The sequence below is a fragment of the Ruegeria sp. AB6 genome (assembly GCF_056542685.1).
Window position 1 is genome coordinate 192,026 of sequence record NZ_JBQGAD010000001.1, and the last position, 14,695, is coordinate 206,720.

Annotated in this window: 16 protein-coding genes; 9 read left to right on the forward strand and 7 right to left on the reverse strand. The window is 60.1% G+C overall.

The features are described from left to right. Positions 1–237: 237 nt before the first annotated feature. Positions 238–1,017, forward strand: a complete 780-nt coding sequence (xth, locus tag ACR0DB_RS00965; RefSeq protein WP_480548277.1) for an exodeoxyribonuclease III — start codon at positions 238–240, stop codon at positions 1,015–1,017. A gap of 4 nt (positions 1,018–1,021) precedes the next feature. On the opposite strand, the gene ACR0DB_RS00970 is transcribed toward xth, so the two are convergent. Then, positions 1,022–2,173 carry an FAD-dependent monooxygenase gene (locus ACR0DB_RS00970; protein ID WP_480548279.1) on the reverse strand — a complete coding sequence of 384 codons (1,152 nt, stop codon included), beginning with the start codon at positions 2,171–2,173 and terminating at the stop codon, positions 1,022–1,024. Positions 2,174–2,243: 70 nt separating this feature from the next. Next, a complete protein-coding gene (gene dksA, locus ACR0DB_RS00975; RefSeq protein ID WP_170774521.1) occupies positions 2,244–2,666 on the reverse strand; it encodes an RNA polymerase-binding protein DksA in 423 nt (140 codons plus the stop codon). 372 nt (positions 2,667–3,038) lie between these two features. Between dksA and ACR0DB_RS00980 the strand changes: the two genes are divergently transcribed. The 5 genes from ACR0DB_RS00980 to ACR0DB_RS01000 all read left to right on the forward strand — a co-directional run bounded on the left by ACR0DB_RS00980 (position 3,039) and on the right by ACR0DB_RS01000 (position 7,155). Continuing rightward, on the forward strand, positions 3,039–3,884 hold the full coding sequence (locus ACR0DB_RS00980) for an AAA family ATPase (RefSeq protein ID WP_170782567.1): 846 nt from the start codon (positions 3,039–3,041) through the stop codon (positions 3,882–3,884). A gap of 97 nt (positions 3,885–3,981) precedes the next feature. Next, complete coding sequence (locus ACR0DB_RS00985) at positions 3,982–4,431, forward strand: N-acetyltransferase family protein (RefSeq protein WP_480502518.1); 450 nt, start codon at positions 3,982–3,984, stop codon at positions 4,429–4,431. Then, positions 4,428–5,792 (forward strand): DUF2927 domain-containing protein, encoded by a 1,365-nt coding sequence (locus ACR0DB_RS00990; RefSeq protein WP_480548281.1) that lies wholly within the window; start codon positions 4,428–4,430, stop codon positions 5,790–5,792. The genes ACR0DB_RS00985 and ACR0DB_RS00990 overlap by 4 nt, the downstream gene beginning before the upstream one ends. A gap of 3 nt (positions 5,793–5,795) precedes the next feature. Beyond that, the gene (locus ACR0DB_RS00995) at positions 5,796–5,966 is read left to right on the forward strand and encodes a hypothetical protein (RefSeq protein ID WP_170774529.1); all 171 of its coding nucleotides are present in this window, start codon (positions 5,796–5,798) and stop codon (positions 5,964–5,966) included. 4 nt (positions 5,967–5,970) lie between these two features. Further along, complete coding sequence (locus tag ACR0DB_RS01000) at positions 5,971–7,155, forward strand: vWA domain-containing protein (protein WP_480548283.1); 1,185 nt, start codon at positions 5,971–5,973, stop codon at positions 7,153–7,155. Here the strand turns inward: ACR0DB_RS01000 and trhA are convergent. After that, complete coding sequence (gene trhA / locus ACR0DB_RS01005; protein ID WP_480548285.1) at positions 7,144–7,827, reverse strand: PAQR family membrane homeostasis protein TrhA; 684 nt, start codon at positions 7,825–7,827, stop codon at positions 7,144–7,146. The genes ACR0DB_RS01000 and trhA overlap by 12 nt on opposite strands. Before the next feature lie 159 nt (positions 7,828–7,986). Here trhA and ACR0DB_RS01010 point away from each other — a divergent pair, with 159 nt between their 5' ends. Then, a complete protein-coding gene (locus ACR0DB_RS01010; RefSeq protein WP_480548287.1) occupies positions 7,987–8,676 on the forward strand; it encodes a M48 family metallopeptidase in 690 nt (229 codons plus the stop codon). A gap of 71 nt (positions 8,677–8,747) precedes the next feature. On the opposite strand, the gene ACR0DB_RS01015 is transcribed toward ACR0DB_RS01010, so the two are convergent. Genes ACR0DB_RS01015 through ACR0DB_RS01030 form a run of 4 tightly spaced genes read right to left on the reverse strand, consistent with a single transcriptional unit; the run spans position 8,748 to position 13,574 of the window. Next, positions 8,748–9,290 (reverse strand): RSP_2648 family PIN domain-containing protein, encoded by a 543-nt coding sequence (locus tag ACR0DB_RS01015; protein ID WP_480548289.1) that lies wholly within the window; start codon positions 9,288–9,290, stop codon positions 8,748–8,750. After that, positions 9,287–10,489 (reverse strand): RSP_2647 family RNA methyltransferase, encoded by a 1,203-nt coding sequence (locus ACR0DB_RS01020; protein ID WP_480548291.1) that lies wholly within the window; start codon positions 10,487–10,489, stop codon positions 9,287–9,289. Before ACR0DB_RS01020 ends, ACR0DB_RS01015 begins: the two co-directional genes overlap by 4 nt. Positions 10,490–10,528: 39 nt before the next feature. Next, positions 10,529–10,798 (reverse strand): hypothetical protein, encoded by a 270-nt coding sequence (locus ACR0DB_RS01025; protein ID WP_480548293.1) that lies wholly within the window; start codon positions 10,796–10,798, stop codon positions 10,529–10,531. Beyond that, positions 10,785–13,574, reverse strand: coding sequence for a [protein-PII] uridylyltransferase family protein (locus ACR0DB_RS01030; protein ID WP_480548295.1), 2,790 nt, complete (start codon positions 13,572–13,574; stop codon positions 10,785–10,787). Before ACR0DB_RS01030 ends, ACR0DB_RS01025 begins: the two co-directional genes overlap by 14 nt. A 186-nt stretch (positions 13,575–13,760) precedes the next feature. On the opposite strand from ACR0DB_RS01030, the gene ACR0DB_RS01035 reads away from it, so the two are divergent. Beyond that, positions 13,761–14,183 carry a DUF2852 domain-containing protein gene (locus tag ACR0DB_RS01035; protein WP_170774544.1) on the forward strand — a complete coding sequence of 141 codons (423 nt, stop codon included), beginning with the start codon at positions 13,761–13,763 and terminating at the stop codon, positions 14,181–14,183. Positions 14,184–14,249: 66 nt separating this feature from the next. Then, entirely contained in the window at positions 14,250–14,681 is a 432-nt protein-coding gene (locus tag ACR0DB_RS01040) for an RDD family protein (RefSeq protein ID WP_170774546.1), read from the forward strand. Positions 14,682–14,695 lie beyond the last annotated feature (14 nt).

Genomic DNA, 14,695 nt, shown 5'->3' on the forward strand with positions numbered 1-14,695 from the left:
GATGAAGAAGGGATCCGCTCTCCGACCTCAATGCCGGAGAGCTTCACCTGGCGCGGTCATCGGCCTCCCCGCCTGTACCGCAGATTAGAGATCGCACGGATTGGTTAACGATCCGTTTCTTCATCTGGCTAAAAATATCCCGGAGCGCGAGGCAGAGCCTCGCTCCCCAGCCCTCCGCCATCTTGCCGCTGCGTTCATTCTGCGCGATAGGTTGCCAATGGCTCTGGAGGATTGCGCATGAAAATCGCCACATTCAACATCAACGGTATCAAAGCACGGATTGAGGCTCTGCCCCGTTGGCTGGATGACGCGCAGCCCGACATCGTGTTGCTGCAAGAGATCAAGTCGGTGGATGAGAACTTTCCCAGGGAACTTTTCGAAGACCGTGGCTACAATGTCGAAACCCACGGGCAGAAAAGCTTTAACGGAGTGGCAATCCTTTCAAAATTCCCGCTTGAGGATGTATCACGAGGGCTACCGGGCGACGATGACGACGAACAAGCGCGGTGGATTGAGGCGACGGTTGTCGGAAAGCACTCGTTGCGGATTTGCGGTTTGTATCTGCCAAACGGCAATCCGGCTCCGGGACCGAAATATGACTATAAGCTTGCCTGGATGGAGCGCCTTTATCAGCGCGCGCAGGAGCTGATTGCTGGTGAAGAGCCGGCACTGATGGCCGGGGATTACAACATCATTCCTCAGGCCGAAGACGCCGCACGTCCCGAGGCATGGCGGGAGGATGCTCTGTTTCGGCCTGAAAGCCGGGCGGCATTTCGTAAAATCCTGAACCTCGGCTTTACCGAGGCGTTCCGGGCGCGCGCACAGGGGCCAGGGCACTATTCCTTTTGGGATTATCAGGCCGGGGCATGGAACAGGAATGACGGCATCCGCATCGACCATTTCCTGCTGACCCCGCAGGCGGCAGATCTGATGCGCGATTGCCGGATTGATTCCGAGATACGCGGGCACGAAAAGCCTTCAGATCACGTTCCGGTTTGGGTGGAACTCGATCTTTGATCCCCTATGCTGTCGGGTCGTAATTGTAGATCCAGTCGTATTTGCGTGCCAATTTCCCACCGATAACGGACAAGGCCAGTTGCGCGCCCAGACGCATCGGTCCGCGCAGGTGGAAATTGCGGGCATTGGCACCAGCCGCGGCCACGACGTTGCGGGCTCTGGGGCGGCGGGTGGTCTCGTAGACCGAAAGCGCCTGGGTCACCCCTGATTGCTCAGAAAATGCACGCGCCAAGATCCAGGCGTCCTCCAATGCAAGACATGCCCCCTGCGCCATGAAAGGTAGAGTGGGGTGGGCAGCGTCCCCCAGCAAAGCAAGCCGACCGTTCTGCCAACTTTGCGCCACCGGCCGCAGGTAAAGGGCCCAAAGGTGGGTTTGCGCAACCTCGGTCAGCACCTCCCGAACTGGGCCGCCGAAATCCTGAAAGCGCGCCCTAAGATCGTCAGGATCACCTTCCCTGCGCCAACTTTCATCTGTCCAGTCCGAGCGTTCCTCGATTGCTACCACATTCATCATTTGCTGGTCACGTAGAGGGTACAAGACCACATGGCGACCCGGGCCCATTGTCAGTGACGCACATGGCGCTCGGTCGCGTTGAGCCCAAGGTATCGTTGCACGCCAGGCGATTTGGCGGGTGAATTGCGGCTGTTCCTCTCCGTTCAGGATCGGACGCAGAATGCTGCGTCCTCCGTCTGCGGCAATGGCGCATTCGGTGCGCAATCGCTCACCGCTTTGTAAAACCACTTCGGCTTCGCCAAGATGTTTGATCACCTGCGACACTTGAGCACCCAAACGGATATCGACCCCCGCGTTTCGCGCGGCCTTCGCCAACAGGTCCAATAGATCGGCGCGATGGTAGTAGTAGGTCGGGCCGGCCGTCGGGGGCGGAATACGGCTGATGACGCGGCCTCGGCGGTAGTCGCGAAGAACCGTTCCGTTTGAGCGTTGTCCTACACGCGGCTCTGTGTGCTCAACACCCAGCGCACGCAGAACGGCCATGCCATTGGCGCTGATCTGAAGGCCCGCGCCCACTTCGGTCAGGGCTGGCGCCTGTTCCAGCACCGTCACCTGCGCGCCCTTTTGGCGCAGGGCCAGAGCAGCCGCCAAACCACCAATACCGCCGCCGATTACGGCAAAACTCAAACCGTCGATATTCATGCGCAAGGCTTAGCGCAAAAACGCCGAGGCGACATGCCCCGGCGTCAAAGATTTCCAGAATTCACAGCGATCAATCGTCGCGGTGGACCTTCTCGCGGCGTTCGTGACGCTCTTGCGCCTCAAGCGTCATGGTCGCGATCGGGCGCGCATCCAGACGCCGCAGCGAGATCGGATCACCCGTCATTTCGCAATAGCCGTACTCGCCCTCATCAATCCGGCGCAGAGCCGAGTCGATCTTGGCCACCAGCTTGCGCTGACGGTCGCGGGTGCGCAGTTCCAGCGCGCGATCGGTTTCCTCGCTCGCGCGGTCTGCAACGTCCGGAATGTTACGAGTGTTGTCTTGCAGACCTTCGATCGTGTCGCGGCTGCCTGCCAAAAGCTCAGTCTTCCAGTCCAGCAGCTTACGACGAAAATACTCAAGCTGCTTGTCGTTCATAAATGGTTCGTCTTCGGCTGGACGATAATCTTCGGGCAGAAATACTTCCTGCTTCATTTTTGCTCCCTCGGTGTGGCCTGCAACGCCGAGTGCTCTCTCTTCACCAGACATGAGGCATTCCCTTCTGCGGAGCGTTTATCTGACGGCGCGGGGATTGTCACTATGCAAACGACGCGCCTGTGTTGTGTAATCCTAAAGCGTCTAAATATGAGACAACTAATAACAAAACCTTGTTTTTCTGTGAAAAAGTGCGGGCGATTTCTGGGCAAACTTTTTATTGCCTCAGGGTGTGTTAGCGCACGAATCAAGCAAAGCCCTTGGAGTTGCTGGTCAATTCCGCATCGGGCGACGCAGCGACGTGGGTTGTAAAAATCTTCGCCCCTCTGTAACCCCAAAGGCACAACCTGCGCGACCTATCATGAGGCCCCAATGACCGCACGCTTTCAAGGCACAGCCGAATATGTTGCCACCGATGATCTGACCATCGCCGTCAACGCTGCGGTCACTTTGGAACGGCCTTTGCTGGTCAAGGGCGAGCCGGGCACCGGTAAGACCGAACTGGCCAAGCAGGTAGCTGATGCGCTGGGTCTGAAGATGATCGAGTGGAACGTAAAGTCCACCACCCGCGCCCAACAGGGCCTGTATGAATATGACGCCGTCAGCCGTCTGCGCGACAGCCAGTTGGGCGATGAGCGCGTGCATGACGTGTCGAACTATATCCGCAAGGGCAAGCTGTGGCAGGCATTCGACGCCGACGAAAAGGTCGTGCTGCTGATTGATGAGATCGACAAGGCCGATATCGAATTTCCCAACGACCTGCTGCAGGAACTCGATAAGATGGAGTTCCATGTCTACGAGACTGGTGAGACAATCAAAGCCAAGAACCGGCCTATTGTGATCATCACCTCGAATAACGAAAAGGAACTGCCCGACGCCTTCCTGCGCCGGTGTTTCTTTCACTATATCCGCTTCCCAGATGAGACCACGATGCGCCGCATCGTCGAGGTCCATCACCCTGGGATCAAGGATGCCCTGCTGACCACCGCGCTGACACAGTTTTATGAAATCCGTGAGACGCAGGGGCTGAAGAAAAAGCCCTCGACCTCGGAAGTGCTGGACTGGCTCAAGCTGTTGCTGGCCGAGGATCTGACCGCCGACGATCTGAAACGCGACGGGGCGAATGCGCTGCCCAAGTTACATGGCGCGCTGCTGAAAAATGAGCAGGATGTGCATCTGTTCGAACGTCTGGCCTTTATGGCGCGTAGCAAACGCTGAACATCCAGTGATCAGCCTTGCCTTACGGCAAGCGGGCTGTCAGCATTGGCACATGATCGCCCGACTGTCGGGCATCCGAGCAGATGGGGCAATCTGAGTGTCTGACACCCTTACGATCCGTGCCTTGCGGCCCGATGACCGGGCCGAATGGGCTGAGATGTGGCGCGATTATCTGGCGTTCTACGAAACATCCGTACCCGACAAAACCTATGACAGCACATTCGCGCGGCTTTTAGGGGATGATCCGCATGATTTCTCGTGCTTTGTTGCCGAAAGCTCCGATGGTTTGGTCGGCCTGACGCACTACCTGTTTCACCGCCATGCGTGGAAAGAGGAAAGTGTCTGCTACCTTCAGGATCTGTTCGCCCGCCCCGAGGCGCGCGGAACCGGCGTTGGACGCGCGCTAATTCAAGCCGTGTATGACGAGGCTGACCGACAAGGCGCGCCATCGGTCTATTGGCTGACGCAAGAATTCAACCATACCGCTCGCAAATTGTATGATCGGATCGGCAAACAGACCCCTTTCATTCGGTATCAACGCGCATGATCCGCTGGGCTGCTCTTGTGTTCGGTTTGGCATTGGCTGGATGTACGGCTGTTTCCGTCCCAGAACCACCCAGCCGGGTGAAGCCCACAGTTGAAGGGCTGCCGCCCCCAAAGGCCTTTGTAACCCCGCGCCCTACCCCGCCCGGTCGGGCAAATGCCGATATGGCGCGCGATTTCGTATCACTTCACTTTGCGCTGGAAAGCGGCACGCCCCTACCGGTCTTTACTCGCTTCGAGGGGCCCGTGACGGTGCGCCTGACCGGCCAGGTTACTCCGTCGATGCAGCAGGACTTGACCCGGTTGCTCAACCGTCTGCGCCGCGAAGCCCGGATCGACATCAAGCAAATCCCCGAAGGTCAGGCAAATATCACCATCGAGGCCGTCACTCAGGACCAAATTCAGGATATCCTGCCGCAAGCCGCCTGTTTCGTCGTCCCGAACGCCTCCAGTTTCGAGGAATACAGCCGGGATCGGCGCAAGAAGAAAAGCAGTTGGGCCCGGCTGCAAGACCGGCAGCGACTGGGGATTTTCATCCCCTACGATGCCAGCCCGCAGGAAAAGCGCGATTGCCTGCACGAAGAGATTGCACAGGCTCTGGGGCCGCTGAACGACCTGTATCACCTGCCGGATTCAGTCTTTAACGATGACAATATACATACCGTTCTGACCGGGTTCGATATGCTGATGCTGCGCGCCGCCTACTCGCCTGACTTGCGCAGCGGCATGAGCCGTGAACAAGTCGAAGCCGTTATCCCCGGCATTCTACGCCGTCTGAACCCAAACGGCGAAGTCCAGCCCGTAGGTCCCCCGTCAGAAACCCCGCGTGAATGGATCAGGGCGGTGCAAAAATCGCTGAACCCCAACCGCAACGTGCAGGCCCGGCTACGCTCTGCCCAGCGCGCCGCGCAGATCGGACAGGAACAGGGCTGGACCGACCACCGCCGCGCCTATCCGCACTACCTGATGGGGCGCATGGGGCAATTTGACAACCCGCAAGCTGCTTTGCGCGAATATGATATCGCGCTGCAATTTCTGCGCACGTCACCGAGTACTGAGGTGCATCAGGCCTACATTACCACGCAGCTTGGCGCCTATGCGCTGGCGCAAGGCAGCGGTCCCGATTTCCTGCCCGAATTGGACAAAGCCATTGATGTGATGACCCGCGCCGAGAACGCCTCGCAATTGGCGACTTTGCTGTTGCTGAAATCCGAAGCGCTGAATCAGGCCGGACGGTCCACGCAGGCACGTTCCGTCAGGCTGGACAGTCTGGGGTGGGCGCGCTACGGCTTTGGCTCGGAAACGGTGGTCCGGTCGCTGATGCAAGAGGTAGCAGAAGCACCGTCAAACAACAGAGGCGGTTAACGCATGGTCGTAGTTCTGGGAATGGCGATACTGGGGGCAATCCTCGGGGCACTGACGGCACGCAAACGCAATGGCAGCGGCGCGGATATGGCGCAATACGCTGCGGGCTATGGCATCGCTTTTTCGTTGGTGGGTCTGGTCCTGTCCCTCATTCTCGTCCGGCTGATCGCATAGACCCATGTTCCTGCCCTTCTTCGAAAACCTCCGCAAAGCCCGTATTCCCGTCTCGCTGCGCGAATATCTGACCTTTCTGGAAGGCATGAAAAAGGGCCTGGCCACCTATGATGTCGAGGCATTCTACTACCTCGCCCGCGTTTCGATGGTGAAGGACGAGCGCAATATCGACAAGTTCGATCAGGCCTTTGCTGCCAGTTTTAAGGGCTTGGAAGAGATCAGCTTTGATCAGGTGATCGAGGCCGTAGACATCCCCGCCGAGTGGCTGGCCAAGATGGCCGAAAAGCACCTGTCCGAGGACGAAAAGGCCGAGATCGAGGCCATGGGCGGGTTCGAAAAACTGATGGAGACGCTGCAAGAGCGTCTCAAGGATCAGGAAAGCCGCCATCAGGGCGGCAACAAATGGATCGGCACTGCCGGGACCTCTCCGTTCGGGGCGTATGGTTATAACCCCGAGGGCGTGCGTATCGGCCAGAAGGAAAGCCGCCACCAGCGCGCGGTCAAGGTCTGGGACAAGCGCGAATTCAAAAACTTAGACGACACTGTTGAACTCGGCACCCGCAACATCAAGGTCGCCCTGAAACGCCTGCGCCGCTGGGCGCGCGAAGGCGCGGCGGATGCGCTGGATCTGGACGGCACAATTCGCGCCACCGCCGAACACGGCTATCTGGACGTCAAAACCCGCCCCGAACGTCACAACGCGGTCAAAGTGCTGTTGTTTCTGGACGTAGGCGGATCAATGGACCCGCATATCAAGGTGGTCGAAGAGCTGTTCTCGGCCGCGCGGACCGAGTTCAAGCATCTGGAATATTACTACTTCCACAACTGCCTGTACGAAGGCGTCTGGCGCGACAATGCCCGCCGCTGGGATCAGCAGACCCCCACCCATGAGGTGCTGCGCACCTACGGCCCCGATTACAAGTGTATTTTCGTAGGCGATGCCTCCATGAGCCCCTATGAAATCGCCTACCCCGGCGGGGCGAATGAGCACTGGAACCAAGAGGCAGGTCAGGTCTGGCTGCAACGCGCACGAGACCAGTGGAATTCAAACCTGTGGATCAACCCAGTGCCCGAGAAATACTGGGAATACACTCATTCCGTTAGCATGATCCGCGAGATTTTCGAGGACCGCATGGTGCCGATGACCTTGGCTGGGCTGGAACAGGGCATGCGCAAGCTAACGCGATAAAGGTTCGCTCGGTAACGCCGGGGCCCATGCCGTATGCGCGGAAACGGCGGCAAAAAACAGAACGCTGCCTGTCAGAACAAAAACATGCCAGATCGTGTTGTGAAAAGGCAGCCAGTCCAACAGGTAAAAGGCAATCCCGGTCGTGTAGACAATGCCGCCTGCGACCATCAGCCAGATAACGGGATGGGACAGGTCCGCTAGCAGAGATTGCCCCGCCCAGACGACGGCCCACCCCATAAAAACGTAGAGCCCCAACCCAAACCATCGAAAGCGATGCGGGTCAATCATCTTCAGGGCCGACCCAAGCGTTGCCGAAGACCACAAACCAATCAACAAACCCGGCGACTGTACGCCCGAAATCAATATGAATGGCGTATAGGTTCCAGCAATTTTCACATAGATTCCGGAATGGTCCAACCGCTGCAATACATGCCCCCACCTGTCCGATTGCACCATGTTGTAAGCTGCCGAAAGCGACAGCATCAGAATAAGCGTGACCCCATAAACTGAAACGCCCAGTATCGCGGCGGGCTCGGTGCGGTACTGAACCGTCAAGAAAATGAGCGCAGGAACCGCGATGCTGGCAGCGCTGACGCCCAGAATATGCACAAACCCGTCGCTGATACGCTCGGCGCGGCTGTAAGATGGGCGGATTTCTGCAAAAGACCACATGATAACAAGGGTATGGCGCAACCCCTCGCGCGGCAAGCAAAGGCTCAGTCGTTTCAGGCGACCTCACCCTAGATTGATGTCACGCGAGCTAGGGCATCGTGATCGTTTCAGCCCCGATTTTTTGTTGCCCTCGCCCCGATCGCCCCCCATATCTGAGGTATGCTGCGATTAACTCCGATCTTGCTGGCGATTGCCTATGCCGTTGTCATGTACCGGATTTCCGTCTGGCGCACCCATCGCGAGTTGGATGCGAAATCTACAGAGTTGGCGGATCCCGCTCTAAAACGCATGACTGACCGATTGGCCGCCGCGCTCGAGATCGAACGTGTGCCGGTTTATATCTATGAGATCGACCCTGTGAATGGGCTGGCCGCACCGGATGGACGGATTTTCATCACACGCGGGTTCTATCGCAAGTTCCGCAATGGAGACGTCTCGGCCGAGGAGATGGCCAGCGTGATCGCGCATGAGCTGGGCCATGTGGCCTTGGGTCATGCGCGGCGGCGGATGATTGATTTTTCCGGTCAGAACGCGCTGCGGGCGGCGTTGATGATGCTGTTTGCCCGGTTCATTCCGTTTATCGGCGCATGGATTGCCAATATGTTGACTCATCTTCTGGCCTCACGCTTGTCGCGGGGCGATGAGTATGAGGCGGACGAATACGCCGCCGCGTTGCTGACCAAGGCGGGGATCGGGATTGGGCCCCAGAAATCCCTGTTTCATAAGCTTGAGGAACTGACTGAACAGCGGGCGGGGGTTACTCCGGCGTGGCTGATGAGCCATCCCAAGACAGATGAGCGGATTGCGGCGCTGGAGGCGTTGGAGCAGCGTTGGGGTGCGGGTGGATAGGTTTCGGCTGTGAGGGGCCAGCCCCTCACACTCCCCGGGATATTTTTAGCCAGATGAAGGGCGGATCGGGATTAGGTCGTGAGGGCTTTGCCCAAACGCGGGAGGCGAGCTTTTTTCATCAGCGCGCGCAGGGTCCATTGGTCACCTGAGAGGCGGTTGGCCTGTGCGAGGACTCGGTGGGCGGTATCCGAGAGGCCTTGCGGGTCGGCTTTCCAGAAGCCATGCAGCAGCGTGTCTGGGTCTTGGCGGATCAGGCCCTCATCCGACAGGATGTTTCGGGGGAAGTCCTTGGCATTCATGGTGATGATCGCATCTGACGACGAGGTTATGGCGGTGGCCAGAACGTGGATATCGGCGGCATCGGGTAGCCAGAGGCGCTGTTCCACGCCCGGTTGCGCCGCGCGTTCCGCCTTGGGCCAGTGCGATTGTATCAGGGCGATTTCGGCGCGGGCCTGTGCCTCGCCCGTGGGGCCCAGTTTGCGGGCGGCACGGGCCCATTCTTCGAGGATGCGCGCCGACCAGATGGGTTCGAAATGGCCCAGCTTTGCCACGCCCAGCAGCATCTCTCGCATCACCGTGGGGTAGATGACGCAGGTATCCAGAACAGCCCTCACAACCGGTAGAACACGGCTTTGAGGTATCCACTTTCCGCCAGTTGCGGAAGTTGTGGGTGGTCGGGGCCAGCAAAGCCTGTGTGGATCAGTTGCGCCTGACGCCCTGCCCGGCCAATCCCGCGGGACGACGCATCGCGGAAGCGGCCCAGATCGGCGGCGTGGGAACATGAACACAGGCCCAGATAGCCGCCCGGTTTGACCAGCGGCGCGGCCAGACGCGCGATGCGTTCATAGGCGCGCAGGCCCGCGTCCAGTGCCTGTTTCGAGGGCGCAAAGGCAGGAGGGTCGCAGATCACTACGTCGAATTGCGCGCCCTCTTCGCCCAATTGGGTCAGCACATCGAAGGCATCGCCCTGCCGGGTTTGGAACCGGTCGGCACAGCCGGACGCCTGCGCGCCTTGGGCGGCTAATTCCAGCGCGGCGGCTGAGCCATCCACGGACAGTGCCTGCCCGGCTCCGCCAGCCAGCATCGCCAGACCGAACCCGCCCACGTGGCTGAATACGTCCAGCACCTGTGCACCGGGCTGGACCAGCCGGGCCGCAAAGGCGTGGTTGGGGCGTTGGTCGTAGAACAGCCCGGTTTTCTGGCCGCCGGTCAGGTCGGCCATATAGGTCGCCCCGTTCATCGGAACCGGCAGGGGCGCGTCGGGGGTGGTGCCGCGCAGGGTGAGGTTCACATCGTCCAGCCCCTCAAGCCCGCGCGTGCGGCCCGAGGCGTTTTTCAGCACCGTTGTCACGCCCGTCACAGCAACGAGTGCATCGGTCAGGACATCCAGATGCGCCTCGGCCCACGCCGCGTTGGGCTGGATGACGCAGGCGTCTCCGAAACGGTCAATGATGACGCCGGGAAATCCATCTGCCTCGGCATGGATCAGACGATAATAGGGCGCGTCGAACAGACGCTCGCGCATGTCCAGCGCGCGGCGCAGGCGGGTTTCGAACCACGCGGCGTTCAGATCAGCATCCAGATCGCGGTCCAACACGCGGCACATAATCTTGGATTCGGGATTCACTGCAACCAACGCGATGGGTGCGCGGTTTTCGTCCTCTAACACGGCCAAGGCGCCCGCCGGGATTTTGCGGGTACGGCGGTCGGTGACAATGTCATTGGCATAGACCCAGGGGAACCCGTGGCGCAGGCCGCGCGCGTTGGCTTTGGGTTTCAGGCGGATACGGGGGCGGTCGGCGGATTGGGTCATGCCGCCCCTCTTAGTGGCTCCCGCGCGCGGGGAAAAGCCCTAACGGTTGCGGGATTTCCAGCCGCCCCGGCGTTTGGGTTTTTGTGCTGCCTGCAGCCCCTCGGCCAGCACCTGCGTCATCGGGTGATCCGCCTTCGCCGCGTAGATCGAGTGCAGATCGGTCAGCGCCTGCGTCTGGTCCCGATCCGCAGGCAGGCTGAGTGCCCAGTCCAGAAAGATGCTGCGGCATTCGGGCAAGGTGATGCCCTCGATATTATATGCCTCGCGGATCAGGCCCTTGTGGTCGTTGGGGTCGTCACTGCGCGCCATGGGTATCCTCCGAAATCACGCGGCCGATGATCCCGGCAGCGGTGTCGTAACTGTCCTGCAACGCGGCCTGAAGCTGGTCGACCTGTTCAAACCCGGTGGCCCGGCACAGGAAGGCGGCACCGCCCTCGCCGATCTTGTCGGCTTCGATCACCTTGCCCGACAGCAGCCGGGCCGCGCATTGTACCGACCAGCATAGATCATAGCAGTCCTTCAGCGTTTGCGCCTGCGCGACCTCCAGCAGCCCGGCAGCGACCGCACCGTCCAGCCCCGTTTGCACATCGCGCTGCGGCAGACCGGACAGCAACGCGCCCGTCTCGGCCATAAGTTCGATATCCATCATCCGGCCCGGACCGTTCTTGGCATCCCAGATACCAGCCGGAGATTTGGCGGCGGCCAGACGGCTGCGCATCTCGGCTACCTCGCGCAGCACTTGCGCAGTATCGCGCGGGCGGGTCAGGAATTCAGCGCGGAAGGTTTCGATATCCTGCGCCAGATCAGCATTTCCAGCCACAACGCGGGCGCGGGTCAGGGCCAAGTGTTCCCAGACCCATGCCTCATTCTGCTGGTAGTTGGTGAAACTGGCCCAACTGGTTGCCACCGGCCCCTGATTGCCCGAAGGGCGCAGACGCATGTCGACCTCATAGAGCCGCCCCTGCGACATGGGCGCAGACAAGGCCGTAATCAAAGCCTGCGTGAACCGCGCGTAATAGGTACGCGTGGCCAGCGGGCGCGGGCCGTCGGACATGTCCTGATCCAGCGGGTCATAGATCACGATCATATCCAGATCGGATTGCGAATTGATCCGCCCCGCCCCGATCGAGCCCATGCCCAGCACCGCCGCCCCGCGTCCCGGCGCCGGCCCGTGTTTGCGGGCGAATTGCCCGGCCACATGCGGCAAAAGCGCGGCAATCACGGCACTAGCCAGATCGGCATAGTGCTGCCCGGCCTGCGCCCCGTCGATCAGCCCGCGCAGGTGGTGAACACCAATGCGGAAATGCCATTCCTTGCACCAGCGTCGGGCGAAATCTAGCTGCGTCTCGTAATCCGACTCTTGCGCCAGCGCCTGCTCCAGATCGGCCTGTAAGGCCGCCTGCCCCGGCCAGTCATCAAAGAAGCTGCCGCCAATCACCGCGTCAAAAACTGAGGCATTCCGCGAAAGGTGCCCCGCCAGCGCGTGAGATGTCCCTACGATATCAACCAGTAGATCGATCAGATGTGGGTTGGCCTCGAACAGGGAAAACAGTTGCACCCCCGCAGGCAGGCCCGACAGGAATCCGTCGAGCGCCAGCAGCGCTTCATCCGGTTTCGCGGTTTTGGCCAGACGCGACAGCAGTTCCGGTTTCAGCCTTTCGAATATACGCGCACCCCGTTGTGAGCGCAGCGCCGGATAGGTCGGCCAGCGCGCCATGACCCCTTCGTCAAACGCGACCTCGGGGGTCGGCGCGGGGGCTGCGGCTCCGGGGGCGAAGAAGCCTTCGGTCAGCTCATGCACTTCGGTCAGGCGACGGGTCAGGTCGGCGGTCAGCTCGGTGCTGTCGATCCCCATCAGGCAGGCGACACGCGCGATCCCGTCGGGCGATTGCGGCACCTTGTGGGTCTGGGCATCATGGATCATCTGGATGCGATGCTCGACCTCGCGGTGGGCGCGGTAATGGTCGGTCAGCTTGTCGGCGACCTCCTGCGGGACCCAGCCTTTTTCGGACAACGCGGCCAGCCCCGGCACCGTGCCGCGAACGCGCAGATCGGGGTCGCGCCCTCCGGCGATCAGCTGTCGGGTCTGGGTGAAGAATTCGATCTCACGAATGCCGCCCTGCCCCAGCTTCATGTCGTGGCCCGGAATGGTCAGAGCGCCGCCGGTCCCCTTATTCTCGCGGATGCGCAGGCGCATGTCGTGGGCGTCCTGAATAGCGGCAAAATCCAGATGCCGCCGCCAGACAAAGGGGCGCAACGTATCCAGAAATCGCTGCCCTGCTGCGATGTCCCCTGCACAGGGGCGCGCTTTGATATAGGCGGCACGCTCCCAAGTGCGGCCCAGACTTTCGTAATACCGCTCGGCGGCCTCGGCCGCCATGCAAACCGGCGTCACCCCCGGATCAGGGCGCAGGCGCAGATCAGTGCGGAACACATAGCCATCGGCGGTTTTGTCGCTGAGCGTGGCGCAGAAGTTCCGCGTGGCCCGCACCATGCCATGCCGGGCCTCATAGAAATCATCCGGGTCAAACCGGGTCTCATCGAACAGCACGATCAGGTCGATATCCGAGCTGTAGTTCAGCTCATGCGCGCCCATCTTGCCCATGGCCAGAATGATCATCCCGGCGGCGGTTTCAACGTCGTCCTCGACCATACCGGGCAGTTTACCGCGCCGGATCAACGCCGCGATCTCGGCCTTGGCGGCCACATCAGCCGCCAGCGCGCCGAAATCCGTCAGCGCAGCGGTGACTTTTTCTAGCGGCCATGCCCTTGCTACATCGGCCAGCGCGGTCAGCAGCGCCATCCGCCGCTTGCCTTGCCGTAAACCGGGCTTCAGTTGATCCGGTGGCAGTGCGCGCGCGGCGGACATTACCTCAGCCAAGGCTTGATCGGGATGGTGCAACGCCTGCGCCAGCCAGTCTTTTTCCCGATCAATCAACCCTTTGAGGTACGGGCTTGAGCCTGCAACGCCAGCAATCAATTCGCCCTGCTGCGGCGTAGCATCGGGGACCGTTGCGCGCGCCTCATCGCCCAAAGCCGGATCAAACGGGCGCGGCATTCGGTGAATTGTCAGAGCGTCGGTCATGCGGCCTCCTGCATCACAATGATCAGAGATGGCCTGATTTCAAGGGCTTGTACAAGTGGAAACTGGCACTCTGCGTCACTGACACCAACACAATGTAAAACATTTTTACATCACCCCCTTGCAACGCAACTAGTAGTCCCCATCTATTCAATGTGAAAACAATTTACATCAACCCGGAGAACCCAAATGACCGCACTATCCGACCCCGCCGTCCCTTCGAATCCGGGATGGTTGCACCGTATCGAGGCCTGGCTGGACGACAAAGGCAAAGGCGCCTGGATCGCCGCAATGGTGCTTGGTTTCATCTTCTTCTGGCCCGTGGGCCTTGCCCTTTTGGCCTATATGATCTGGAGCAAACGCATGTTCAGCAAATCCTGCAGCCGTCGCAAATCCTGGAACAGCCACATGAGCGCCATGAAACCTTCGGGCAACAGCGCGTTCGACGCCTACAAGTCCGACACTCTGGCGCGACTGGAACGTGAGCAGAAAGAATTTGAAGCCTTCCTGCGCCGTTTGCGCGAAGCCAAGGACAAGGCCGAGTTCGACCAGTTCATGGATGAACGCGCCCGCGAAAACCGCGACGACGCCGAAACCGGCGCGACGGCCTGATCCGACCTTGCCCTGCCCCGGATTTCGGGACAGGGTGATCCTATTCAACGACGCGGATATCCCTATATGACCCATCTACCCGATCCCGATCGCCAGCCGGAATTCTATCAATCGGTGGCGACTAAACGCTTTGTTGCCTGGCTGTTCGATATCGCGCTGATTTCGCTGCTGTGTATCGTGCCGGTCTTCCTGACCCTTGGCGCGGGGCTGTTTTTCCTGCCGCTGATCTACGGCGTCATCAGCTTTGTTTACCGCGTGGTCACGATCACCAACGGGTCGGCCACGCTGGGCATGCGCTTTATGGGGATCGAGCTGCGCGACGCATTCGGCGCGCGGATGGATCTGGGCAAAGCGGTGGCCCACACGGCGGGGTATTTCGTTAGCATGGCATTCTTTGTCGTGCAGATCGTTTCGGTCATCATGATGCTGACCAGCGCACGCTGTCAGGGCCTGACGGATTCGTTCCTTGGAACAGTGATGATCAACCAGCGCGCATAAGACAAACAGGGCTG

Coding starts and splice junctions, on each gene's coding strand:
- xth (WP_480548277.1), top strand. CDS start 238: ATGAAAATCGCCACATTCAACATCAACGGTATCAAAGCACGGATTGAG.
- ACR0DB_RS00970 (WP_480548279.1), bottom strand. CDS start 2,173: ATGAATATCGACGGTTTGAGTTTTGCCGTAATCGGCGGCGGTATTGGT.
- dksA (WP_170774521.1), bottom strand. CDS start 2,666: ATGAAGCAGGAAGTATTTCTGCCCGAAGATTATCGTCCAGCCGAAGAC.
- ACR0DB_RS00980 (WP_170782567.1), top strand. CDS start 3,039: ATGACCGCACGCTTTCAAGGCACAGCCGAATATGTTGCCACCGATGAT.
- ACR0DB_RS00990 (WP_480548281.1), top strand. CDS start 4,428: ATGATCCGCTGGGCTGCTCTTGTGTTCGGTTTGGCATTGGCTGGATGT.
- ACR0DB_RS00995 (WP_170774529.1), top strand. CDS start 5,796: ATGGTCGTAGTTCTGGGAATGGCGATACTGGGGGCAATCCTCGGGGCA.
- ACR0DB_RS01000 (WP_480548283.1), top strand. CDS start 5,971: ATGTTCCTGCCCTTCTTCGAAAACCTCCGCAAAGCCCGTATTCCCGTC.
- trhA (WP_480548285.1), bottom strand. CDS start 7,827: ATGTGGTCTTTTGCAGAAATCCGCCCATCTTACAGCCGCGCCGAGCGT.
- ACR0DB_RS01010 (WP_480548287.1), top strand. CDS start 7,987: ATGCTGCGATTAACTCCGATCTTGCTGGCGATTGCCTATGCCGTTGTC.
- ACR0DB_RS01020 (WP_480548291.1), bottom strand. CDS start 10,489: ATGACCCAATCCGCCGACCGCCCCCGTATCCGCCTGAAACCCAAAGCC.
- ACR0DB_RS01025 (WP_480548293.1), bottom strand. CDS start 10,798: ATGGCGCGCAGTGACGACCCCAACGACCACAAGGGCCTGATCCGCGAG.
- ACR0DB_RS01030 (WP_480548295.1), bottom strand. CDS start 13,574: ATGACCGACGCTCTGACAATTCACCGAATGCCGCGCCCGTTTGATCCG.
- ACR0DB_RS01035 (WP_170774544.1), top strand. CDS start 13,761: ATGACCGCACTATCCGACCCCGCCGTCCCTTCGAATCCGGGATGGTTG.
- ACR0DB_RS01040 (WP_170774546.1), top strand. CDS start 14,250: ATGACCCATCTACCCGATCCCGATCGCCAGCCGGAATTCTATCAATCG.